Source organism: Methylobacterium longum, from assembly GCF_022179385.1.
Taxonomy (GTDB): Bacteria; Pseudomonadota; Alphaproteobacteria; order Rhizobiales; family Beijerinckiaceae; genus Methylobacterium; species Methylobacterium longum.
In genome coordinates this window covers 15,841-30,982 of sequence record NZ_BPQS01000037.1, presented here as the reverse complement: position 1 = coordinate 30,982, position 15,142 = coordinate 15,841, and the positions used below count along the sequence as shown (strand labels likewise).

19 protein-coding genes are annotated in these 15,142 nt (G+C 65.0%); 8 read left to right on the top strand and 11 right to left on the bottom strand.

Features of this window, described 5'->3' with window-relative positions; genetic code table 11:
- Window positions 1-294: 294 nt before the first annotated feature.
- Complete coding sequence (locus tag MFF58_RS23335; protein ID WP_238291384.1) at window positions 295-1,623, bottom strand: Y-family DNA polymerase; 1,329 nt, start codon at window positions 1,621-1,623, stop codon at window positions 295-297.
- Window positions 1,620-2,072 carry a LexA family protein gene (locus MFF58_RS23330; RefSeq protein ID WP_238291382.1) on the bottom strand — a complete coding sequence of 151 codons (453 nt, stop codon included), beginning with the start codon at window positions 2,070-2,072 and terminating at the stop codon, window positions 1,620-1,622. The genes MFF58_RS23335 and MFF58_RS23330 overlap by 4 nt, the downstream gene beginning before the upstream one ends.
- A gap of 168 nt (window positions 2,073-2,240) precedes the next feature.
- Between MFF58_RS23330 and MFF58_RS23325 the strand changes: the two genes are divergently transcribed.
- The 3 genes from MFF58_RS23325 to MFF58_RS23315 all read left to right on the top strand — a co-directional run bounded on the left by MFF58_RS23325 (window position 2,241) and on the right by MFF58_RS23315 (window position 4,344).
- Window positions 2,241-2,495, top strand: coding sequence for a hypothetical protein (locus MFF58_RS23325; RefSeq protein ID WP_238291381.1), 255 nt, complete (start codon window positions 2,241-2,243; stop codon window positions 2,493-2,495).
- A 33-nt stretch (window positions 2,496-2,528) separates the two neighbouring features.
- Window positions 2,529-2,771, top strand: a complete 243-nt coding sequence (locus tag MFF58_RS23320) for a hypothetical protein (RefSeq protein WP_238291380.1) — start codon at window positions 2,529-2,531, stop codon at window positions 2,769-2,771.
- Between the two features lie 916 nt (window positions 2,772-3,687).
- On the top strand, window positions 3,688-4,344 hold the full coding sequence (locus MFF58_RS23315; RefSeq protein WP_238291379.1) for a LuxR C-terminal-related transcriptional regulator: 657 nt from the start codon (window positions 3,688-3,690) through the stop codon (window positions 4,342-4,344).
- Between the two features lie 480 nt (window positions 4,345-4,824).
- Here MFF58_RS23315 and MFF58_RS23310 read toward each other — a convergent pair whose 3' ends face one another.
- From MFF58_RS23310 to MFF58_RS23300, 4 genes are all read right to left on the bottom strand, one after another.
- Window positions 4,825-5,085: a hypothetical protein gene (locus MFF58_RS23310; protein WP_238291378.1), complete on the bottom strand. Its 261-nt coding sequence runs from the start codon at window positions 5,083-5,085 to the stop codon at window positions 4,825-4,827.
- A gap of 194 nt (window positions 5,086-5,279) precedes the next feature.
- On the bottom strand, window positions 5,280-5,414 hold the full coding sequence (locus MFF58_RS32340) for a hypothetical protein (protein WP_279602957.1): 135 nt from the start codon (window positions 5,412-5,414) through the stop codon (window positions 5,280-5,282).
- 186 nt (window positions 5,415-5,600) lie between these two features.
- On the bottom strand, window positions 5,601-5,843 hold the full coding sequence (locus MFF58_RS23305) for a PilZ domain-containing protein (protein WP_238291377.1): 243 nt from the start codon (window positions 5,841-5,843) through the stop codon (window positions 5,601-5,603).
- Between the two features lie 295 nt (window positions 5,844-6,138).
- A complete protein-coding gene (locus tag MFF58_RS23300; RefSeq protein WP_238291376.1) occupies window positions 6,139-6,363 on the bottom strand; it encodes a hypothetical protein in 225 nt (74 codons plus the stop codon).
- Between the two features lie 230 nt (window positions 6,364-6,593).
- On the opposite strand from MFF58_RS23300, the gene MFF58_RS23295 reads away from it, so the two are divergent.
- Window positions 6,594-7,484 carry a Crp/Fnr family transcriptional regulator gene (locus MFF58_RS23295; RefSeq protein ID WP_308445476.1) on the top strand — a complete coding sequence of 297 codons (891 nt, stop codon included), beginning with the start codon at window positions 6,594-6,596 and terminating at the stop codon, window positions 7,482-7,484.
- Window positions 7,485-8,016: 532 nt separating this feature from the next.
- Here the strand turns inward: MFF58_RS23295 and MFF58_RS32635 are convergent.
- From MFF58_RS32635 to MFF58_RS23270, 5 genes are all read right to left on the bottom strand, one after another.
- Entirely contained in the window at window positions 8,017-8,217 is a 201-nt protein-coding gene (locus tag MFF58_RS32635) for a hypothetical protein (protein WP_238291374.1), read from the bottom strand.
- Between the two features lie 44 nt (window positions 8,218-8,261).
- The gene (locus tag MFF58_RS23285) at window positions 8,262-8,630 is read right to left on the bottom strand and encodes a DUF6481 family protein (RefSeq protein ID WP_238291372.1); all 369 of its coding nucleotides are present in this window, start codon (window positions 8,628-8,630) and stop codon (window positions 8,262-8,264) included.
- 98 nt (window positions 8,631-8,728) lie between these two features.
- Window positions 8,729-8,938, bottom strand: a complete 210-nt coding sequence (locus MFF58_RS23280) for a cold-shock protein (RefSeq protein WP_238291371.1) — start codon at window positions 8,936-8,938, stop codon at window positions 8,729-8,731.
- 1,479 nt (window positions 8,939-10,417) lie between these two features.
- The gene (locus MFF58_RS23275; RefSeq protein WP_308445475.1) at window positions 10,418-11,227 is read right to left on the bottom strand and encodes a sigma-70 family RNA polymerase sigma factor; all 810 of its coding nucleotides are present in this window, start codon (window positions 11,225-11,227) and stop codon (window positions 10,418-10,420) included.
- Between the two features lie 511 nt (window positions 11,228-11,738).
- Window positions 11,739-12,431: a winged helix-turn-helix transcriptional regulator gene (locus tag MFF58_RS23270; protein WP_243985852.1), complete on the bottom strand. Its 693-nt coding sequence runs from the start codon at window positions 12,429-12,431 to the stop codon at window positions 11,739-11,741.
- A gap of 101 nt (window positions 12,432-12,532) precedes the next feature.
- Between MFF58_RS23270 and MFF58_RS23265 the strand changes: the two genes are divergently transcribed.
- From MFF58_RS23265 to MFF58_RS23250, 4 genes are all read left to right on the top strand, one after another.
- On the top strand, window positions 12,533-13,324 hold the full coding sequence (locus tag MFF58_RS23265) for a VOC family protein (RefSeq protein ID WP_238291369.1): 792 nt from the start codon (window positions 12,533-12,535) through the stop codon (window positions 13,322-13,324).
- A 31-nt stretch (window positions 13,325-13,355) separates the two neighbouring features.
- Window positions 13,356-13,874, top strand: coding sequence for an SRPBCC domain-containing protein (locus tag MFF58_RS23260; protein WP_238291421.1), 519 nt, complete (start codon window positions 13,356-13,358; stop codon window positions 13,872-13,874).
- 5 nt (window positions 13,875-13,879) lie between these two features.
- A complete protein-coding gene (locus tag MFF58_RS23255) occupies window positions 13,880-14,512 on the top strand; it encodes a dihydrofolate reductase family protein (protein WP_238291368.1) in 633 nt (210 codons plus the stop codon).
- A 175-nt stretch (window positions 14,513-14,687) separates the two neighbouring features.
- On the top strand, window positions 14,688-15,071 hold the full coding sequence (locus tag MFF58_RS23250; protein ID WP_238291367.1) for a VOC family protein: 384 nt from the start codon (window positions 14,688-14,690) through the stop codon (window positions 15,069-15,071).
- The last annotated feature ends 71 nt before the right edge of the window (window positions 15,072-15,142 follow it).

Sequence of the window (15,142 nt, the reverse complement as noted above, 5' to 3'; positions counted from 1 at the left end):
AGACCCAACTCATGACTATTTCGAAAACTTTCGGCTCGCGAACCGTACGGGCGTGACCAAGAATCTTCCTTTTTCCCGGATCTTCGGCGATGACGTGGCGCCCTCCGAGGACCATCAGGGACGGATGGAACGAATCCTCTCTTCGCGCCGAGCAGTCTTGGGAGGCCGGCCTCATCGAGACGCGGTCCGCTGAGTTTACCGGCCTGACGGATGCCTGCTGGTTCGACGTCTCGCTTGGAAGGGGTCTGGTGAACACCATCCCGCGCGGTCCTCAGCAAGCCTGCCCGCGCGCAGTCACGCGAGCGCCACCGGCAACTCGCTGATCTGCGTCGTGTAGCGCGGCGTGCGCATCTCGAACTTGGTGTTCCAGTCGCGGCGGTTTACCAGCCCGGCCCGCGCCGGCACGACCGCGCCCCGGCCCCAGCGCAGGTTGCACGCGTCCATCGCCGCCATCAGCGGCTCGGACCGCTCCCGGTCCAGCGCGCCGATCAGCGCCCGCGGGCTGTGCGACAGCGGCACGAGATCATTCGTGATGAGGCCGGCCTTCGAGTAGCGCCAGGGCCGCTCACCGGGCTCGCGCCACGTCTTCGCGACGCCGAGCCGGGCCGCCCTGATCAGCGCCAGCGAGTCGGACGTGTGCTCGGGCAAGCCGACCGTGGTCGAGGCTGAGCGCATCGGCGCGCCGTGGTCGTGCTCGCTGGTGTGATAGAAGACGGATACGTGGTTCGTGCCGAGGCCTTCGCGTCGGAGTTTCTCGCCGAGCCGCGTCGCGTGCGCCGCTACCGCCTCCTCGAGCACCGTCCGCTCGGTGATGCGGCTTGAGAACGAGCGGGTCACGGCGCATCCCTTGCGCCGAGCCGGCACCATCTCCAGCGGCAGGCAGGCGAGCCCGCGCAGTTCGTGGATGATGCGCTCGCCCACCACCGTCAGCCCCTTGCGCACCGGACGTGGGTCGAGGTCGCGCAGGTCCGCCACGCTCTCGACGCCCATCGCCTCCAGCTTGGCGAGGGATGCACGGCCGATGCCCCAGACCTCCGCGACCGCGACCCGGCACAACCAGTGTGCGTAGGCCACGGGATCGGTCAGGTCGCACACGCCGCCGAGCGCCGGCACCGTTTTGGCGACGTGGTTGGCGAGCTTCGCCAGCGTCTTCGTCGGGCCGATGCCGACGCAGGTCGGGATCCCGGTCCAGGCCCGCACCGTCGCGCGCAGATCCCGTGCGAGTTCGACCCGCAGGCCCGGCGCCACATCCGACAAGTTCAGGAAGCTCTCGTCGATGGAGTAGATCTCCACCTGCGGGCTGAACTGCCGATAGACCGCGTTCGTGCGCCCGCTCATGTCGCCGTAGAGCGTGTAGTTCGACGAGAACACGCGCACGCCCCGGACCCGGCATAGATCCCGGATCTTGAAATACGGGTCGCCCATCTTGATGCCGAGCGCCTTGGCCTCGGCCGTGCGGGCGATGGCGCAGCCGTCATTGTTCGAGAGCACGATCACCGGGACCGCGGCCAGCCGGGGATCGAACACGCGCTCGCACGAGCAGTAGAAGCTGTTGCCGTCGATCAGCGCGACGGCGCGGCCGCCGCCGATGCGGTCGCGCAGGCGGGCTTCGGGCGCACTCACGAGAGCTGCCCGCGCGCGACGTGCCAGCGGATCGAGAACCGGACCACGCCCCAGATGGCGCCCTCGCCGAACTCGTCGACCGCGAAGGCCGGCAGGTCCGGATTGCAGAAGGCCAACCGCGCGCCGTTGCCGTCGAGGACGAGACGCTTGCAGCTCATCTGCCCATCGATCGCCGCCACGACGATGCTGCCGTGGCCGGCCTTGAGGCTGCGGTCGACGCAGGCGAGGTCGCGGTCGTAGATGCCGGCACCCTCCATGGACGAGCCGGCGATGCGCCACAGGAAGGTGGCGGGCGGGTTCGGCACCAGCCAACGCGGCAGTTCCAGCGCGCTCTCCAGGAAATCGTCGGCGGGCGAGGGAAAGCCGGCGCACAGCGCCTGGCCGATCAGGGGCACGCGGACGGCGTCGGGGCTCTGGATCAGCAGTTCGTCGATCCGGTTGATGTGCACTCAGCGCTCCGCCATGCTAGAACGAACACAGAACAAACCCGATGCGCAGGCACGGTTCAACCGGCGGGTCCGCCCTTTGCGAAAGCTCCGGGGGACGGGTGTGGATAGGGTTCGGAAACGCGGGCGGTGGCGGCACCTTACGCCTTCCCTTGGAGAGGTCGGACGAAGATGGCGATGAAGACGGCATTCGTGGTGCAGCCGTTCGAGATCCACCGGAAGCGGCTTCGACCGGCCCGGCAGGAGCCCACGCAGACCGAGAGCGGCGCGATCAAGAAGGCTGAGAACCTGGCCAAGCGGATGCCGGGCGCGGCCGCGATCAGGGTCGTGGCGGACGATGAGACCGGCGAACTCGAAGCCGCGACCATCCTCGGCCAATGGGGCGAGGTGCCGGACGATTTCGCGGAAAGCCTGCAGGGCGCCTGAGCCGGGGATCACCAGCGATACGGGAGCGACGAGATGTCTGCCGTTCGGCGGGTCGGGAACTTCCTCCAGGTGCAGGACGGCGACGGCTGTCGGCACCTCCTGCGCGTGACCAGCGTCCAAGCGCTCAGCGACACGGACCTGATGCGCAACGAGACCTTCATCACAGCAGCGGGGCGCACCATCAGGGTGACGCAACCGCTCGACGAGATCGTGGAGCTCGTGGCGCCAGGAGAGCGAGCGGCGGGCGATAAGACCGAGGAGGCGTGGCCGTTCTAGGGATCAAAACTTGACGCTCGGCAGCCATCGTTGAACGTCCGAGCAGGGTGAGTTTTCGCGTCCCTGCAGACGAACGACGATTTTCTGAGCTGATGTCGGACTATCGATTATTGAAATATGCTGACTATTCAAGCTTAACGCCAAAACAAATTCCGCATTCAGTATGAAATTATATTATTTGAAAGTGAATATCTTCAATTCTTTAAAAATCCAAGCTTACCCTCATCAGGGCTATGACTGCATATTGCAAAATATAACACATCTGTAGCTGAAAGACCATGACAGCGAATACAGAAAATGATCAAACGACCATCAATCTGATCAACGATAGTAAAAAACTTCAATAGACGTTTGTGTTATCCTGAAATTGCGTACCAAATAGGCAGTATCTTCCAGTCTTATTGCGCCCTGTAGCGGCCACGAAACAACGAACGTGGAAAACAGCAAAACACGGGCAATTGTTGAAAACCGTGATGGCGGTCTGTGCATCCGGGGCAGGTTGGAAGCGGGCCATACACAGCATCGAAGTTGAACCGCGGATCCAGCAGCATCCCGAACACTCAGACTGGGACGCGGGGAGAGCGGCCAAGCGTCGTCCTGTGGGCGGGCCCGCCTTCAAGCACGGTCCGTCACCCGAAAAGCGTCTCGACCGCCTTGCCGCTGCTCGTTCGTGTTCGGCAGCGCCTAACCTCCGCGCACGGTGATACAGGTGTGTTGGCCGCCGGAAGCCGGCCTCACGAGATGCCGTATGTTCTCCAACCGCGGATCTGCACGCCGCGGTGATACACTTTAAAGTAGCAATCCGGTTTATATTGCAATCGATAACATACGATAAGATACCAAAATCGGATCATCGTTGGAACTGCCGACCCGGTCTCAGTCGTTTATGGCGCCTGGAACTGGAAGGTTGGTAGTCATGAGTACGGCCGTCGGCGTTCTGATCCTGGACGAACCGCGAGGCTTAGGCACGACTGTTCAGGCCACCCTGGAGCACATGCCGGATTTTCACACAATCGTGGAGGCGGATTTGGGTGGGGCCGATGCCCAGAATACGATTGCCCTGATCTTTGTCGACGAAATCCGGCTCGTGGACGTGATCGACCGCATCTTCAGCCTGAAGAAGCGCCAGCCGAACCTCCGCACGCTGGTGGCCTTCGGGGTCCTGTCCGAGGATGACCTGCGCGCCCTCTTGGCAGCAGGCGCCGATGCCTTTGTGGCGCGCTCGAAGTCGCCCCGGGACCTCGGTGCCGCTTTGCTCGCCCTCGCGGAGGGGTCGGAACGCCTCGCTCCGCCGAAGCGACTCGTGGACTTGCCGGAGGCGCTGACTGAATTGCCCCGGCTCACTCCGCGGGAGGCGGAGGTGCTGCGTTTCGTCAGTTCCGGATTCAGCAACAAGGAGATCGCGCGGCGCTTGGCGCTGAGCGTGCGGACCATTGAAACGCACCGCCTCAACCTGCGCGGCAAGACGCAGACCGGCCGGCTGAGTGACCTGATCTCCCTCGCCCGTCACCTCGGACTGCCCCCCGTGGTCAACAGCGATGGGCAGCACGGCGTCCAACATTCCCAGCATTGATCGGTCTGCCGGATCGCCGCGCCCAAAATCCTGCCGGCCAAAGCGGCGTGGACGTGATGGATGATCGGTTTCGGCACGGCGCGGCGTGCTCGGACAGGCGCTCGATCCCTCTGCGCCGTGCGGCCACGGCAGGCGTGCGGTCGTCGGGTACGGCGCTGGCTGACAGGGCGGAGGCGTCTGAGCCGGAGCCCTGACGAGCGGTTCGCGCGGCCACGCCCGGCTCTCCCGTCACGCCAACGGTCGCCAACAGCCCGGGCACCAGGGTGAACACCGACAGGGTCTGTCGGATCGCGTCAGCGTACTGCCCGCTGGCGTGCACGATCAGCCGGGCCGACGCCGATGCACACGGCTGCCGAGATCGACGTGATCGTCACATCGGGCCCCGGGGCTTCAACGACCTGCCGCGTCCCACGGTTCAGGCGCTCGTGGCCACGCCCGTCCCTCCATGCGGCTGGGGGAGGAGGGAGGTATATGAGCCCTTCAATCGGGCCCGCCGCGTGTGATCGCCACGTGCGGGTGATCGGTGGCCTTCTGGACGACGACGCGAGCGTCATGCGCACCCCGCGGCGGGATCTGAGCAAGAACAGCCACCATGGCGAGAGCTGCAGAGATGCACATCAGCGTCCAAAGCATTTGTCCGATATCATCGGCGTATTTGAGATTGGCATTCAATATAGCATAGCCACCGACTGTGAAGATTGCGGCCGTGATCGCTGGACCGATATAATCGTTCAAGCTCATGATGCCCTCCTCGTAAAGGGCTCGAGCCTGTTGCCGACAATGGGCTTTGTCGTTGACGAGCATCAACGCCGGCGACGGTTGAACAGCCGCGTCAACGCTGCACTGATCTTCGCAGCCTCCCATGGAGCCGCTCAACGAACGCGTTTGCCCCATCGCAGCGCAGCCCCATTACGCATGCGCGGAACAACGGGGGCTCAGACGACGAACAGCGAATAACCGAGTTTGCACAGGTTCCAGCTCGACCGTCCGAGCGCGCGGCTGAGGACGTCACCACCGCCGACCTCGCCGCCCGCGCCGAGCGTGAGGCCCACCAGCGGCAGAGCACTCATCCCCGATGAATCGAGGCCGGCCGGATGATCCAGCAGATCTCCGGGCTGCGCTCATGCAGGCAAGTGCGCGCAAGCTCCGTGGGGAGCCCAGGGTCGTGGGTCTGAGAGAGCCTGCACAATGAAAGATCAGCATGAATATTATTAATATTGACCTAATCGTGCGGTCAAATCAGTCGAAGATGATAATCAAACGAAAGTGAGCCCAATTTGATTGGGCCGCCTCCACACGACGCGAGCGGACAAGGTTTCACCGGTGGCTATGAACTTGACGGCGAAATCGTCCGGAATACCGAACACGCTTATGACGTTGATTCTCGCTCCATCGAGCGATAGATCGATCAGTCGACATGGGATCGGCGGGCCAAAGGATGGTATTATTTCCGCCATTGCCGATGTCTCTACGCGGAACTGTTTTCTGAGATCGGCCATTGCTACTCCAAAGAAAAAAACTTATGCGACGGATACTATTGTATCGGAGCTACCGAGGTTTTAAATTCGTATTCGGATATTCGACGAAATCAATCGATTAGGTCGCCCGAAAGAGATGAATTCATCCAGACAGGTGCTGCTCGTCGGCGAAAATGGCAAATCGTTCATGAGCAAATGCGGACATCATGGCCGCCGCCAGCGTCAGATCCCGCTTCGCCGCCCGGATCGACGCCGGCAGCGCGGCGCAGGCAATCCGGGTTGACCGGAAGCGCCTCGCCCGTCGAGGCCAGCAGATTTAATCCTCACCGGCATGCGCACGCGCCAGCGACGGGGCGGGGCGCGATACGTGACGATCATGCCGGTTCGTATGGCCCCGTCGAACGGCATCGGCACGATGGGTGATGGCCGGATCGGCCACCCGTTTGACCTCAACGCTTTCGCCCGGCGGGATGGCTTCCTCGACGGGCGCGACTTCGCAGGCTTCTCGTGCGCCGAGCATCCCGGCGTCGATCCGTTTCAAGCGTCTGTCCGCAAGCCAGATCTAAGCGCGGCGATCCGGGCCCGGATATGCAAGGATGGAAGCGGCCCGTCGCTTCTTCGGCTGAGCGAGCGTCGGCTCGGCATCCGCCGCGGCGACTTCGACGGGCGGCTCCGGACGCGCGAGGTCGGCGCCGAGCGCGTCGAGGGCCGCGCTCCTCCGCGGCGTGGAGCGCCCCGTTTGCCGGCCACGCCCGCCTCGCGGCCTGCGATATGGCTGAGCACGGCCTGGACGACGCGCGGCAGCACCTTGATCGACCGATCGCTCCCGCGGACTTTAGCGATCGCCAGCCCTCGCTTGGGCGCGGTCTTTCTGCTCTACCGCTTGTACAAAGCATGCTCGCTGGGGAGAGAGCAGTGGCTGAAACGATCCCGCCGAATGCACAACCACTGATCCGGAGGATCGAAAGCATCGCGCTCTTCGAACTGCACGATGCCGAGCGAGTCGCGCTGGCGGCTCTGCCGATGCAGAGTGCGGACTTCAGCGCGCGTCAGGACATCGCGACCGAGCACGACCGACCCAGCCGCTCCTTCACCGTCCTGAGCGGCATCGTCGCCACCTACAAGACGACGCGGGCGGGCGGGCGGCAGGTCATGGCCTACCACGTCCCGGGCGACGTGCCGGATTTTCAGAGCCTGCACCTAGAGGTGCTCGACTTCAGCCTCGCCGCGGTCACCCCGTGCCGGGTGGGATTCGTCCGGCACGAGGCCGTGCGGAGCTTGCTCGAGGCCCAGCCTCGGCTGGTCGGGGCCTTCTGGCGCGCGACCCTGATCAACGCCGCCCTGAGCCGTGAGTGGATGCTCAATCTGGGTCGACGCGACGCCTACGCCCGTACGGCGCACTTGTTCTGCGAGTTGTTCACGCGCTTGCAGGCAGTCGGTCTCGTTCACGATCACACGTGCGCGCTGCCGCTGACGCAGCTTGAACTCTCCGATGCGCTTGGGCTCACGTCGGTCCATGTCAACCGCGTCTTGAAGGACCTGCGCGGGGCGGGTCTCGTCACGCTGAGCGGCAAAAACCTGACGGTCCACGACTGGGAGCGGCTGAAGGCTGCGGCTGAGTTCGACCCGACCTACCTGCACCTGCGGCGCAAGGCCGGGTGACAGCTGCGGAGGTGTGGATAAACCGCGCGTGTCAAAATCGGCGCGCGGTTACCCTGAACGCCCGGTACAGTGAACGCCGTGCGCGGCGCAGGCGAGATCCGGAAGGACGCGGCACATCGCAGTCGTCGATGAGCAAAGGCTCGTGCTGTCCCGCTTCGATTTCGTGGCTCTCTCAACGCCGATCCTGTCGGAGGAGATGACGCGACCGGACCAGCAATCTGGTTCACTTGCTCGGACGGCACAGAGGTGCCGTCGGCATCAGTCTGGCTCCAGCAGGTCGAGGGGCTCCGTGCTGGACGCTGCAACGACGGTGTCGCGTCCGGGCTTGGATCTCGGCCGCCCGGTGCGGCTCTGTTGGCGCCTTCGGCGGCACGGTGCCGGGCGCGTCCACTTGCCGGTTCAGGGCGGTCACCTCGATACGAGGGCGGTGCTGAGCTGTATCCGGCAGGCAAACGCCTTCACGGCGCGTTCGCGGAGCGGCTCTTTCGGGTCGGCTGAGAATGTGGGCCCGATCCCGCCTGACCGTGACCGCTCAGGAGACGGGAGTGAGTTCACCCTCACGGGCAGCGCGTTCGCCACCCGCCGACTTGATTCGATAGCAAGGCTCACCGGATCGGTCGTCCGGCATGAGGCGAACCACCTCGAAGAGGCCGTCGGTTACGCTATTCTTATTATCGACGTAGTTCATACCCGTCTGCCGGACGCTCTGACCGAGCTTGAACTTGTGAGACATTTCTCGTCCTTGAAAATAGCTATGATTTGCAATGTGGTGCCGAACTATCGGCGAACCTTGGCTTTGCGGGCGGCGAAGCGCGCATCGCGCGCTGCCTTCTGCTCGGCAGCCAGTGCGGCTTGGCGCTCCGCTTTCTCGGCAGTTTGACGGGCGAGCTCCGCCTCGGCGCGCACGCGCGCAGCAAGGGCCTCGGCCTCGCGCTCAGCTTCAGCTGCCAGACGGGCGATCTCACGCTCGCTGATCCGGACTTCCCGCGCCTGGATCACAGCTTGCCGCGCAGCCTGCCGTGCGAGAACAGCCGGATCATCAGCTGTCGGGCGCGCCCGGAACCGGGCGAGGGTGGCCTGACGTGCCTTGGCAGTGGCCTCGAGGCGATCGACGAGCTGGACAGCTTTGAATTGACCCACGTACATTCCTTCATATCCATCACGGCTGGGCCGGATGGCGAAAAACAGATGAAGTCGCTCTTGCGGGAGCGACTTCGATATTCGTCATCGTGAGATGAACGCGCTCAAGCGGCCTGAAGGCTGCCGGCGGACTGCTTGCCGCTGCGACGGTCGGTCTCCATCTCGTAAGAGACTTTCTGGCCTTCGACCAGATTGTTCATGCCGGCGCGCTCGACGGCGGAGATGTGCACGAACACGTCCTTGCCGCCGTCATCCGGCTGGATGAAGCCGAAGCCCTTGGTGTCGTTGAACCACTTAACGGTGCCGATGCTCATAGGTATTCCGTATCTTTATTCGCAAACGAATGGGTCGAGCGCACATGAAACACGCGCTCGAGCGTTGGTCGTCGAAAATGGGAGATATGCAGTGCGCTCGCCCTGATAAGGCGATACGGCCGAATGTCTGGCCAAAGATCGATATGTGACTTGTAAGCCAACTGCGGCACAATCACAACTCCAATTCCGACAGCGGGAAATCAGAGCCTAAATTTGCCCCGTCAGCGCACGCATTACGCTGTGGCGCGCGATGTTCAGGAAGGGATCTCCGCGGCCCCCTCCGATGTGCGTGGCTTCCCTCGAAACGTCGGCCGCGCGCGAACACCGCGACTCGTTCGCTCTCGAGCGGGCACGCGACAGCCGCGGTCGTGCGGGAGGCGGATCGGCGGTTGGGGGATCCGGGTCAGGCCACACCGGCCTCCTTCATCACTCGCGGCCGCTGCGAGGAGGCCGCTCGGTGATGGCCTCATCGGGTTGTGCAGCCTCCGCGCGCTGAATGTAGTGCCCGAGGCCCCGGGCCGAGGTCGACACGCTGTCCGCCGTCGCGGGACGGTCGTGTGATAGACTCAGGCGCGCGCGACACTGCTCGATCGTCAACCCGACATTGTTCGAATGCCGCTTCAAAACTTCAACTGATTGCCGACCACGGCACGCACGGCACCGCCGCAACGTCAAGCATCAGCCACCTTGGGCGCGGGCGACAGTCGCAAGTGAAGTCGCTTTAATTTGCATCCCGCCACATGGCAGTCACCTCCCGCAGTGCGGCCTCCCCTTGCCTGAGCGCCGTCGGCTCATCGGGCAACGAGTAGATGCACTGCCGCAAGATGCAGTCCTGATCGCAGATGACCCAGCGATAGCGCGACGGGTCCTCCGGGCAGGGCTCAACTCGCAGGGAGAGGACCACCGATGCATCCGCCGCCATCGCGATCTCCTTCGGCTTGCTGGACTGCGCTTTTGGTCCCGACGGATGGGCAGTCCGGGAATTGCATCCAGTGGGTGAAAGCATCAGTGCGGTAGCTGTGCTCGCAGGAAGCCACGTGCCACGGCGATCGATCGTCGATGGATTTGGGATCCCACCGGATGATGGCGCGCTGGTCTGGCTCGTCGCGGTTGATGGCGATGATCCACCGCCCATCGTGCGGCGCCCGATCCATCGCCCTCCAGGTATGCATGGCACCCTCCCGGCACATCATCGTGTTGGGTCACCAGAAACGCGCGAAGCGCCGAAACCGTTCGGGCCTCCTCCGGGCGCACGGCGAGATCATCACGGCAGAACGGCGCGCCGGGCAGTGTCGGTGTGCCCGGCCGAGCAGCACCGTCCTCATCGTCAGCCCCTCGGGCCTCGCCGCACGGCACTGAGGCCCCTGTATCTGCCTGGAGCGAACCGCACCCCAACCACGCGGGATCGGCACCGCCAGGGACGCGTCAGCTTCATCGCGTGTACCAGTCCGCCATCGCGAGTTGCGTAGGCTGTCTGGCTCAAGCCGGGCTTCGTGCATCCCTGCTCTCGAGTGAGGCCGCCAAGAACGCGCGCGCACGGCTGACGCGACTCTTGACCGTGCCGACCTTGCATCCCACGAGATCGGCAGCCGCCTCGTAGGTCAGACCCTGCGCGCCCACGAGCAGCAGGGCCTCACGCTGATGTCGCGGCAGCCTGCCGAGCATGGCCCAGACTGTCCGAAGCTCGACTCCATGCTCCTGGGCGGCCGGAGCAACCATCTGCGTTGCCGCAGCGCCGTCGACGTCCTCGACTTCCCGCTTGCGCTTGCGGCACTCGGTGTAGAAGTGGTTTCGGAGGATGGTGCACAGCCAGCCCATAAGGTTGGAGTTCGGCGCGAAGCGATGCTGGTTCGCCCATGCCCTGACCAGTGTCTCCTGCACGAGGTCGTCGGCGCGGCATGGATCCATGGTCAGCGATCTCGCGTAGGCGCGCAGATCAGGAAGCGCGGCCAGAAGCTCGGTGCGAAACGCGGTCGCGTCGCCTTCGGCCGTCAATGCCGCATCGAGCTGCGCGATGAGCGCGAGATGCCGCTGGGGCTGCGCCTCGGTCAGGATCGAGGCGTAACATGCGTGCAGGCGACGACCCAATTGGTCGCGCACGGCCGCCGACAATCCGGGTCCTGCCTGCGGAAGCACACCGGTCGGCAGGCCGCGGCGGTAGATCAGCGCTACGGCATGCCAGAAGGCAGCTCTGTCGGCGCCCGATCGCGCGAGGCTTTGCTCGATCCTTGCCTGCGCCTCCTGGGCGAGATTCTCAACTTGGTCGGGCGCGATCTCAAGCCAAACCATCGTCGCCTCGCGAATGTTAAGTGCCGTTACATCAACTGGCCCCGCGGGCGTTTGCTCCCTCGCGGGGGCTCAAAAGGCGGGTGCGCCGGTGGGACAGCTCCTGCGGACCGAGCCGCGCGGCGGACAGGCCGGCGCGGACAGGAGGTCTGCCCGTTCGAGGCGGCGGATCGTCCGACATGACGGATCTTGATAGAGCAGCTCAGTTCACCTGAGCCGCACGACGTGCCGCTCTTGCGGCACGGAGCGGGCCGTAGCCAGTCGCAAACCCACCGGTCACCGACGCTCAGGCAGTGCTGCGTGTCGCCTGGACTGACCGACAGCCGCCGGTCCACGTCGGCGAGGGTGTGCTCGAAGAGCGGACGGATCCATGCCGCTCGCGTTGCGCCACGCGACAATCTTCGGCCGCGCGGCTGGCAGCGGTACGGCCGCACCTGCACGGCGGACCGCCCTCGCGCAGCCTGGAGAGCCCTTGGCACAATCCGGGAACATCGACCTGACCGTCCAGACCCTCTCAAGGAGTCTTGGCGGGCAGAGCGAAGAGATCGACGAAGGATTGTGTGAGATCGACCGCGCCTGCGAAGGCGAGCGTTCCGCCCGCGCCGTCTTTGGCCAGAGGTGCCTTGCCATAGATCGTGCGGCGCATCGCCATCGTGTCACCCGTGAACGTGATGTCGGGAGCCTCCACGACCCCACGGTTCACCACGATCTCGCCGCCGGTCACCGTCACGACGAAATCCTCGCCGGGGAAGTGGAAGGCGACCGACGCGGACAACTCGGCGGCTCGCCGGTGGTCGACCAGGGCCTGAAGCGACATCATGGCGGACGCGGCCGACATGAAGAGGAGCGGGTCGTGCCGCGGTGAACGGGCAGCCCAGCGCCCCATGTCGCGCATCAGCGGAGCGGCCTGACGGCCCCACTCCGTCAGATCATAGACCTGCACGTTGGCCGGAGACGGCAACTGATGGCGCAGGACGATGCCGGCCTCCCCCAGGCTCACCAGGCGCTGCGTCAGCACGTTGGCGCTGATGCCGGGGAGGTTTGCCCGGATCTCGCCGAAGCGGCGGGGGCCGAAGACCAGCTCGCGCATGATGAGCAGCGACCAACGCTCGCCGATGAACTCCAGGGCGAGCGCGGTACCGCAAGCGTCGTCGTACCGACGCTCGCGCGGCGCAGAGGCGCGTCTAGTTATTTTTTCTGACTGCATGGTTGCCTAGTGTAACCAAAAAATGTCAGCCTTGGGCAAAGCGGGGCCGCGAGCGGTTCCGGGGCGCGGCGGACGCGTCCGTTGTCATGGAGGAGCGCCGGGTGCCAATTGTCGAGGGTACGCCCATCTGGTTCGAACTGAACGCGGCCGATCAGGACGCGGCACAAGCCTTCTACGAGGCTGTCGCGGGCTGGCGCATCGCACCCTCGCCGATGCCGGAGCATGGCGGCTACCGAGTCGCGGAGGCTGGCGGGAAGCCCGTGGCCGGGATCCGGCAATCGATGGCCCAGGCTCCCGGCTTTCCCGGCTGGGTGGTCTACCTCGCGACGCAAGACGTCGACGCCATGGCTTCCCGTGTGGCGGACCTCGGCGGTCGGATCCGGTTCGGACCGGTCGACATCCCCCATGTCGGCCGGTTCGCCCTGGTGAGCGACCCGCAGGATATCGTCTTCGCCGTGATGAAGGCGGCGCGGCCCGGCGAGGGCCACGTCTTCGGACCCGTCCCCCTCGGATCGGAGCAGACCCTCGGTCAGGGCGTGTGGATAGAACTCGCCACCCCAGACCCGGCGGCGGCCTTCGCGTTCTACGGGGCGCTGTTCGGATGGGAGAAGCTCGGGGCGATGCCGATGGGCGAGATGGGCGAGTACGCCTTCATCGGCCGAGGCGACCTACGCCCCGGCGCGGTGATGTCGAGCGCAATCACCGGAGCGCCGGCCCGATGGAACTGGTACGTTCACGTGGCTGATATCGATGCCGCGCTCGCGACGGCCCGCGCGCGCGGCGGCACGGTGCTTCAGGGGCCAGATCCGATTCCCGGGGGCAGCTACTCCGCCAACGTCGCCGATCCGGCAGGCAACAGGCTCGGCCTCGCCGGTCCGCGCCTGGCGGCGTGAAGGGAGGCTCTCGATGACGAGCGAGAAGCTGATGAGGGCAGATGGACTGAGTGACGCCATCCCGGCGAAGGCCCCGGCGCGGGTGGAGCGGAAATCGGACAGGGACCTCGTCATCACCCGAACCGTCGAAGGCCCGGCGCCTCTCGTCTTCGATGCGTGGACACAGCCGAAGCTGTTCGAGCGATGGTGGGTGCCCCAATCCTGCGGGGTCTCGTTGATCGCGTTCGAGGCCGATATCCGCACCGGCGGCACGTACCGGCTGGTGATGGGCCACCCGTCCGCGGAGCAGCCCGTGACGTTCTTCGGCCGATACGTCGAGGTGACACCTCACGCCCGCCTCGTCTGGACCAACGACGAAGGGGGCGAGGACGGAGCCCTCACCACGGTGACGTTCGGGGAACGGGACAACGCGACGGACGTCGTCGTGCACGAACTCTTCCCCTCGAAGGAAGCCCTCGACCAGGCCTTGGCGTCCGGGAGCACGAGCGGGTGGGGCGAGCAATTCGCGCAGTTGGACGATCTGATCGTCGTCCTCGGCGCACAGGCCTGACGCCCATGGGAAAGGTGCGCGCGCGAGGTTTCGCGGTCTCCATCGATGGTTTCGGGGCGGGCCCGGACCAGAGCCTGGAGCATCCACTCGGGAAGGGGGGCCCGGAATTGATGCGGTGGTTCTTCCCGACGCGGGCCTTCCGATCGATGATCGGGCAAGAGGGCGGGACCGACGATCGTTTCGCCGACGCCGCGATGGATGGCTTCGGCGCCTTCATCCTCGGCCGCAACATGTTCGGGCCTGCCGGCGACGATTGGGGCGGGCCGGACTGGAAGGGCTGGTGGGGCGACAATCCCCCGTATCACGCGCCGACCTTCATCCTCACCCACCACGCCCGGGCGCCCATCGTCATGGAGGGCGGGACCACCTTCCATTTCGTCACCGGGGGGATCGAGGCGGCACTCGACCAAGCCAGGGCCGCCGCCGGCGACTTGGATGTCAAGATCGGTGGCGGTGTGTCGACGGTTCGCCAGTATCTGCTCGCGGTCGCGATCGATGAATTGCACCTCGCGGTGTCTCCCATCGTCCTGGGCCGAGGCGAGAACCTGTTCTCGGGCATCGACCTGCCGAGCCTCGGCTACCGGGTGACGGAAACGGTCGCGACGGAGCTTGCGACCCACATCGTGCTGACGCGCTGACCGCCGGAAGACAACCGGGTACGGCCTCACAGCGCGGAACCAACCTGTCGGCGAAGGCACAGATCCGGGTGGGCAGCCGACGCATGATGGACCGTGGGGTGTGGCCGGCTCGAGGCCTGATGCGCGTTCAGTTCCACACAGACCGGGCAACATACGAGCGAATGGAACGGTTGAGATGAAGGTGACTGTTTCCATCGACGTCCCGTCGATCGATGAGGGGCTGACGTTCTTCGGTGACGTCTTCGGTTTCATCGAGACCTCCCGGCCTCATCCCGGCTACGCGAGGCTGACGCTGGGGGATGAAACGATCGGACTTCTTGCCAAACCGGCTGGATCTTCGCCTGCCCCGGGAAGCGACGACCTTCGCCGGTATGAGCGCCATTGGACACCGGTGCACATCGATTTCCGTGTCGACGACTTCGAGGCGACGCTTGCACGCGCCGTGGCGAAGGGCGCGCGACCAGAGCAGGTGCACCGCGTCTCGGGCTTTCCCCCCGTCGCCTTCTGCAGCGACCCTTTCGGACATGGATTTTGCATCGTCGGCACGAACACGCTTTAGGGTCTCAGCGGCTCAGATTACAAAACCTCTTTCAACGACCACCATCAATCAGGTTCCGGCCTCGCGCCCGA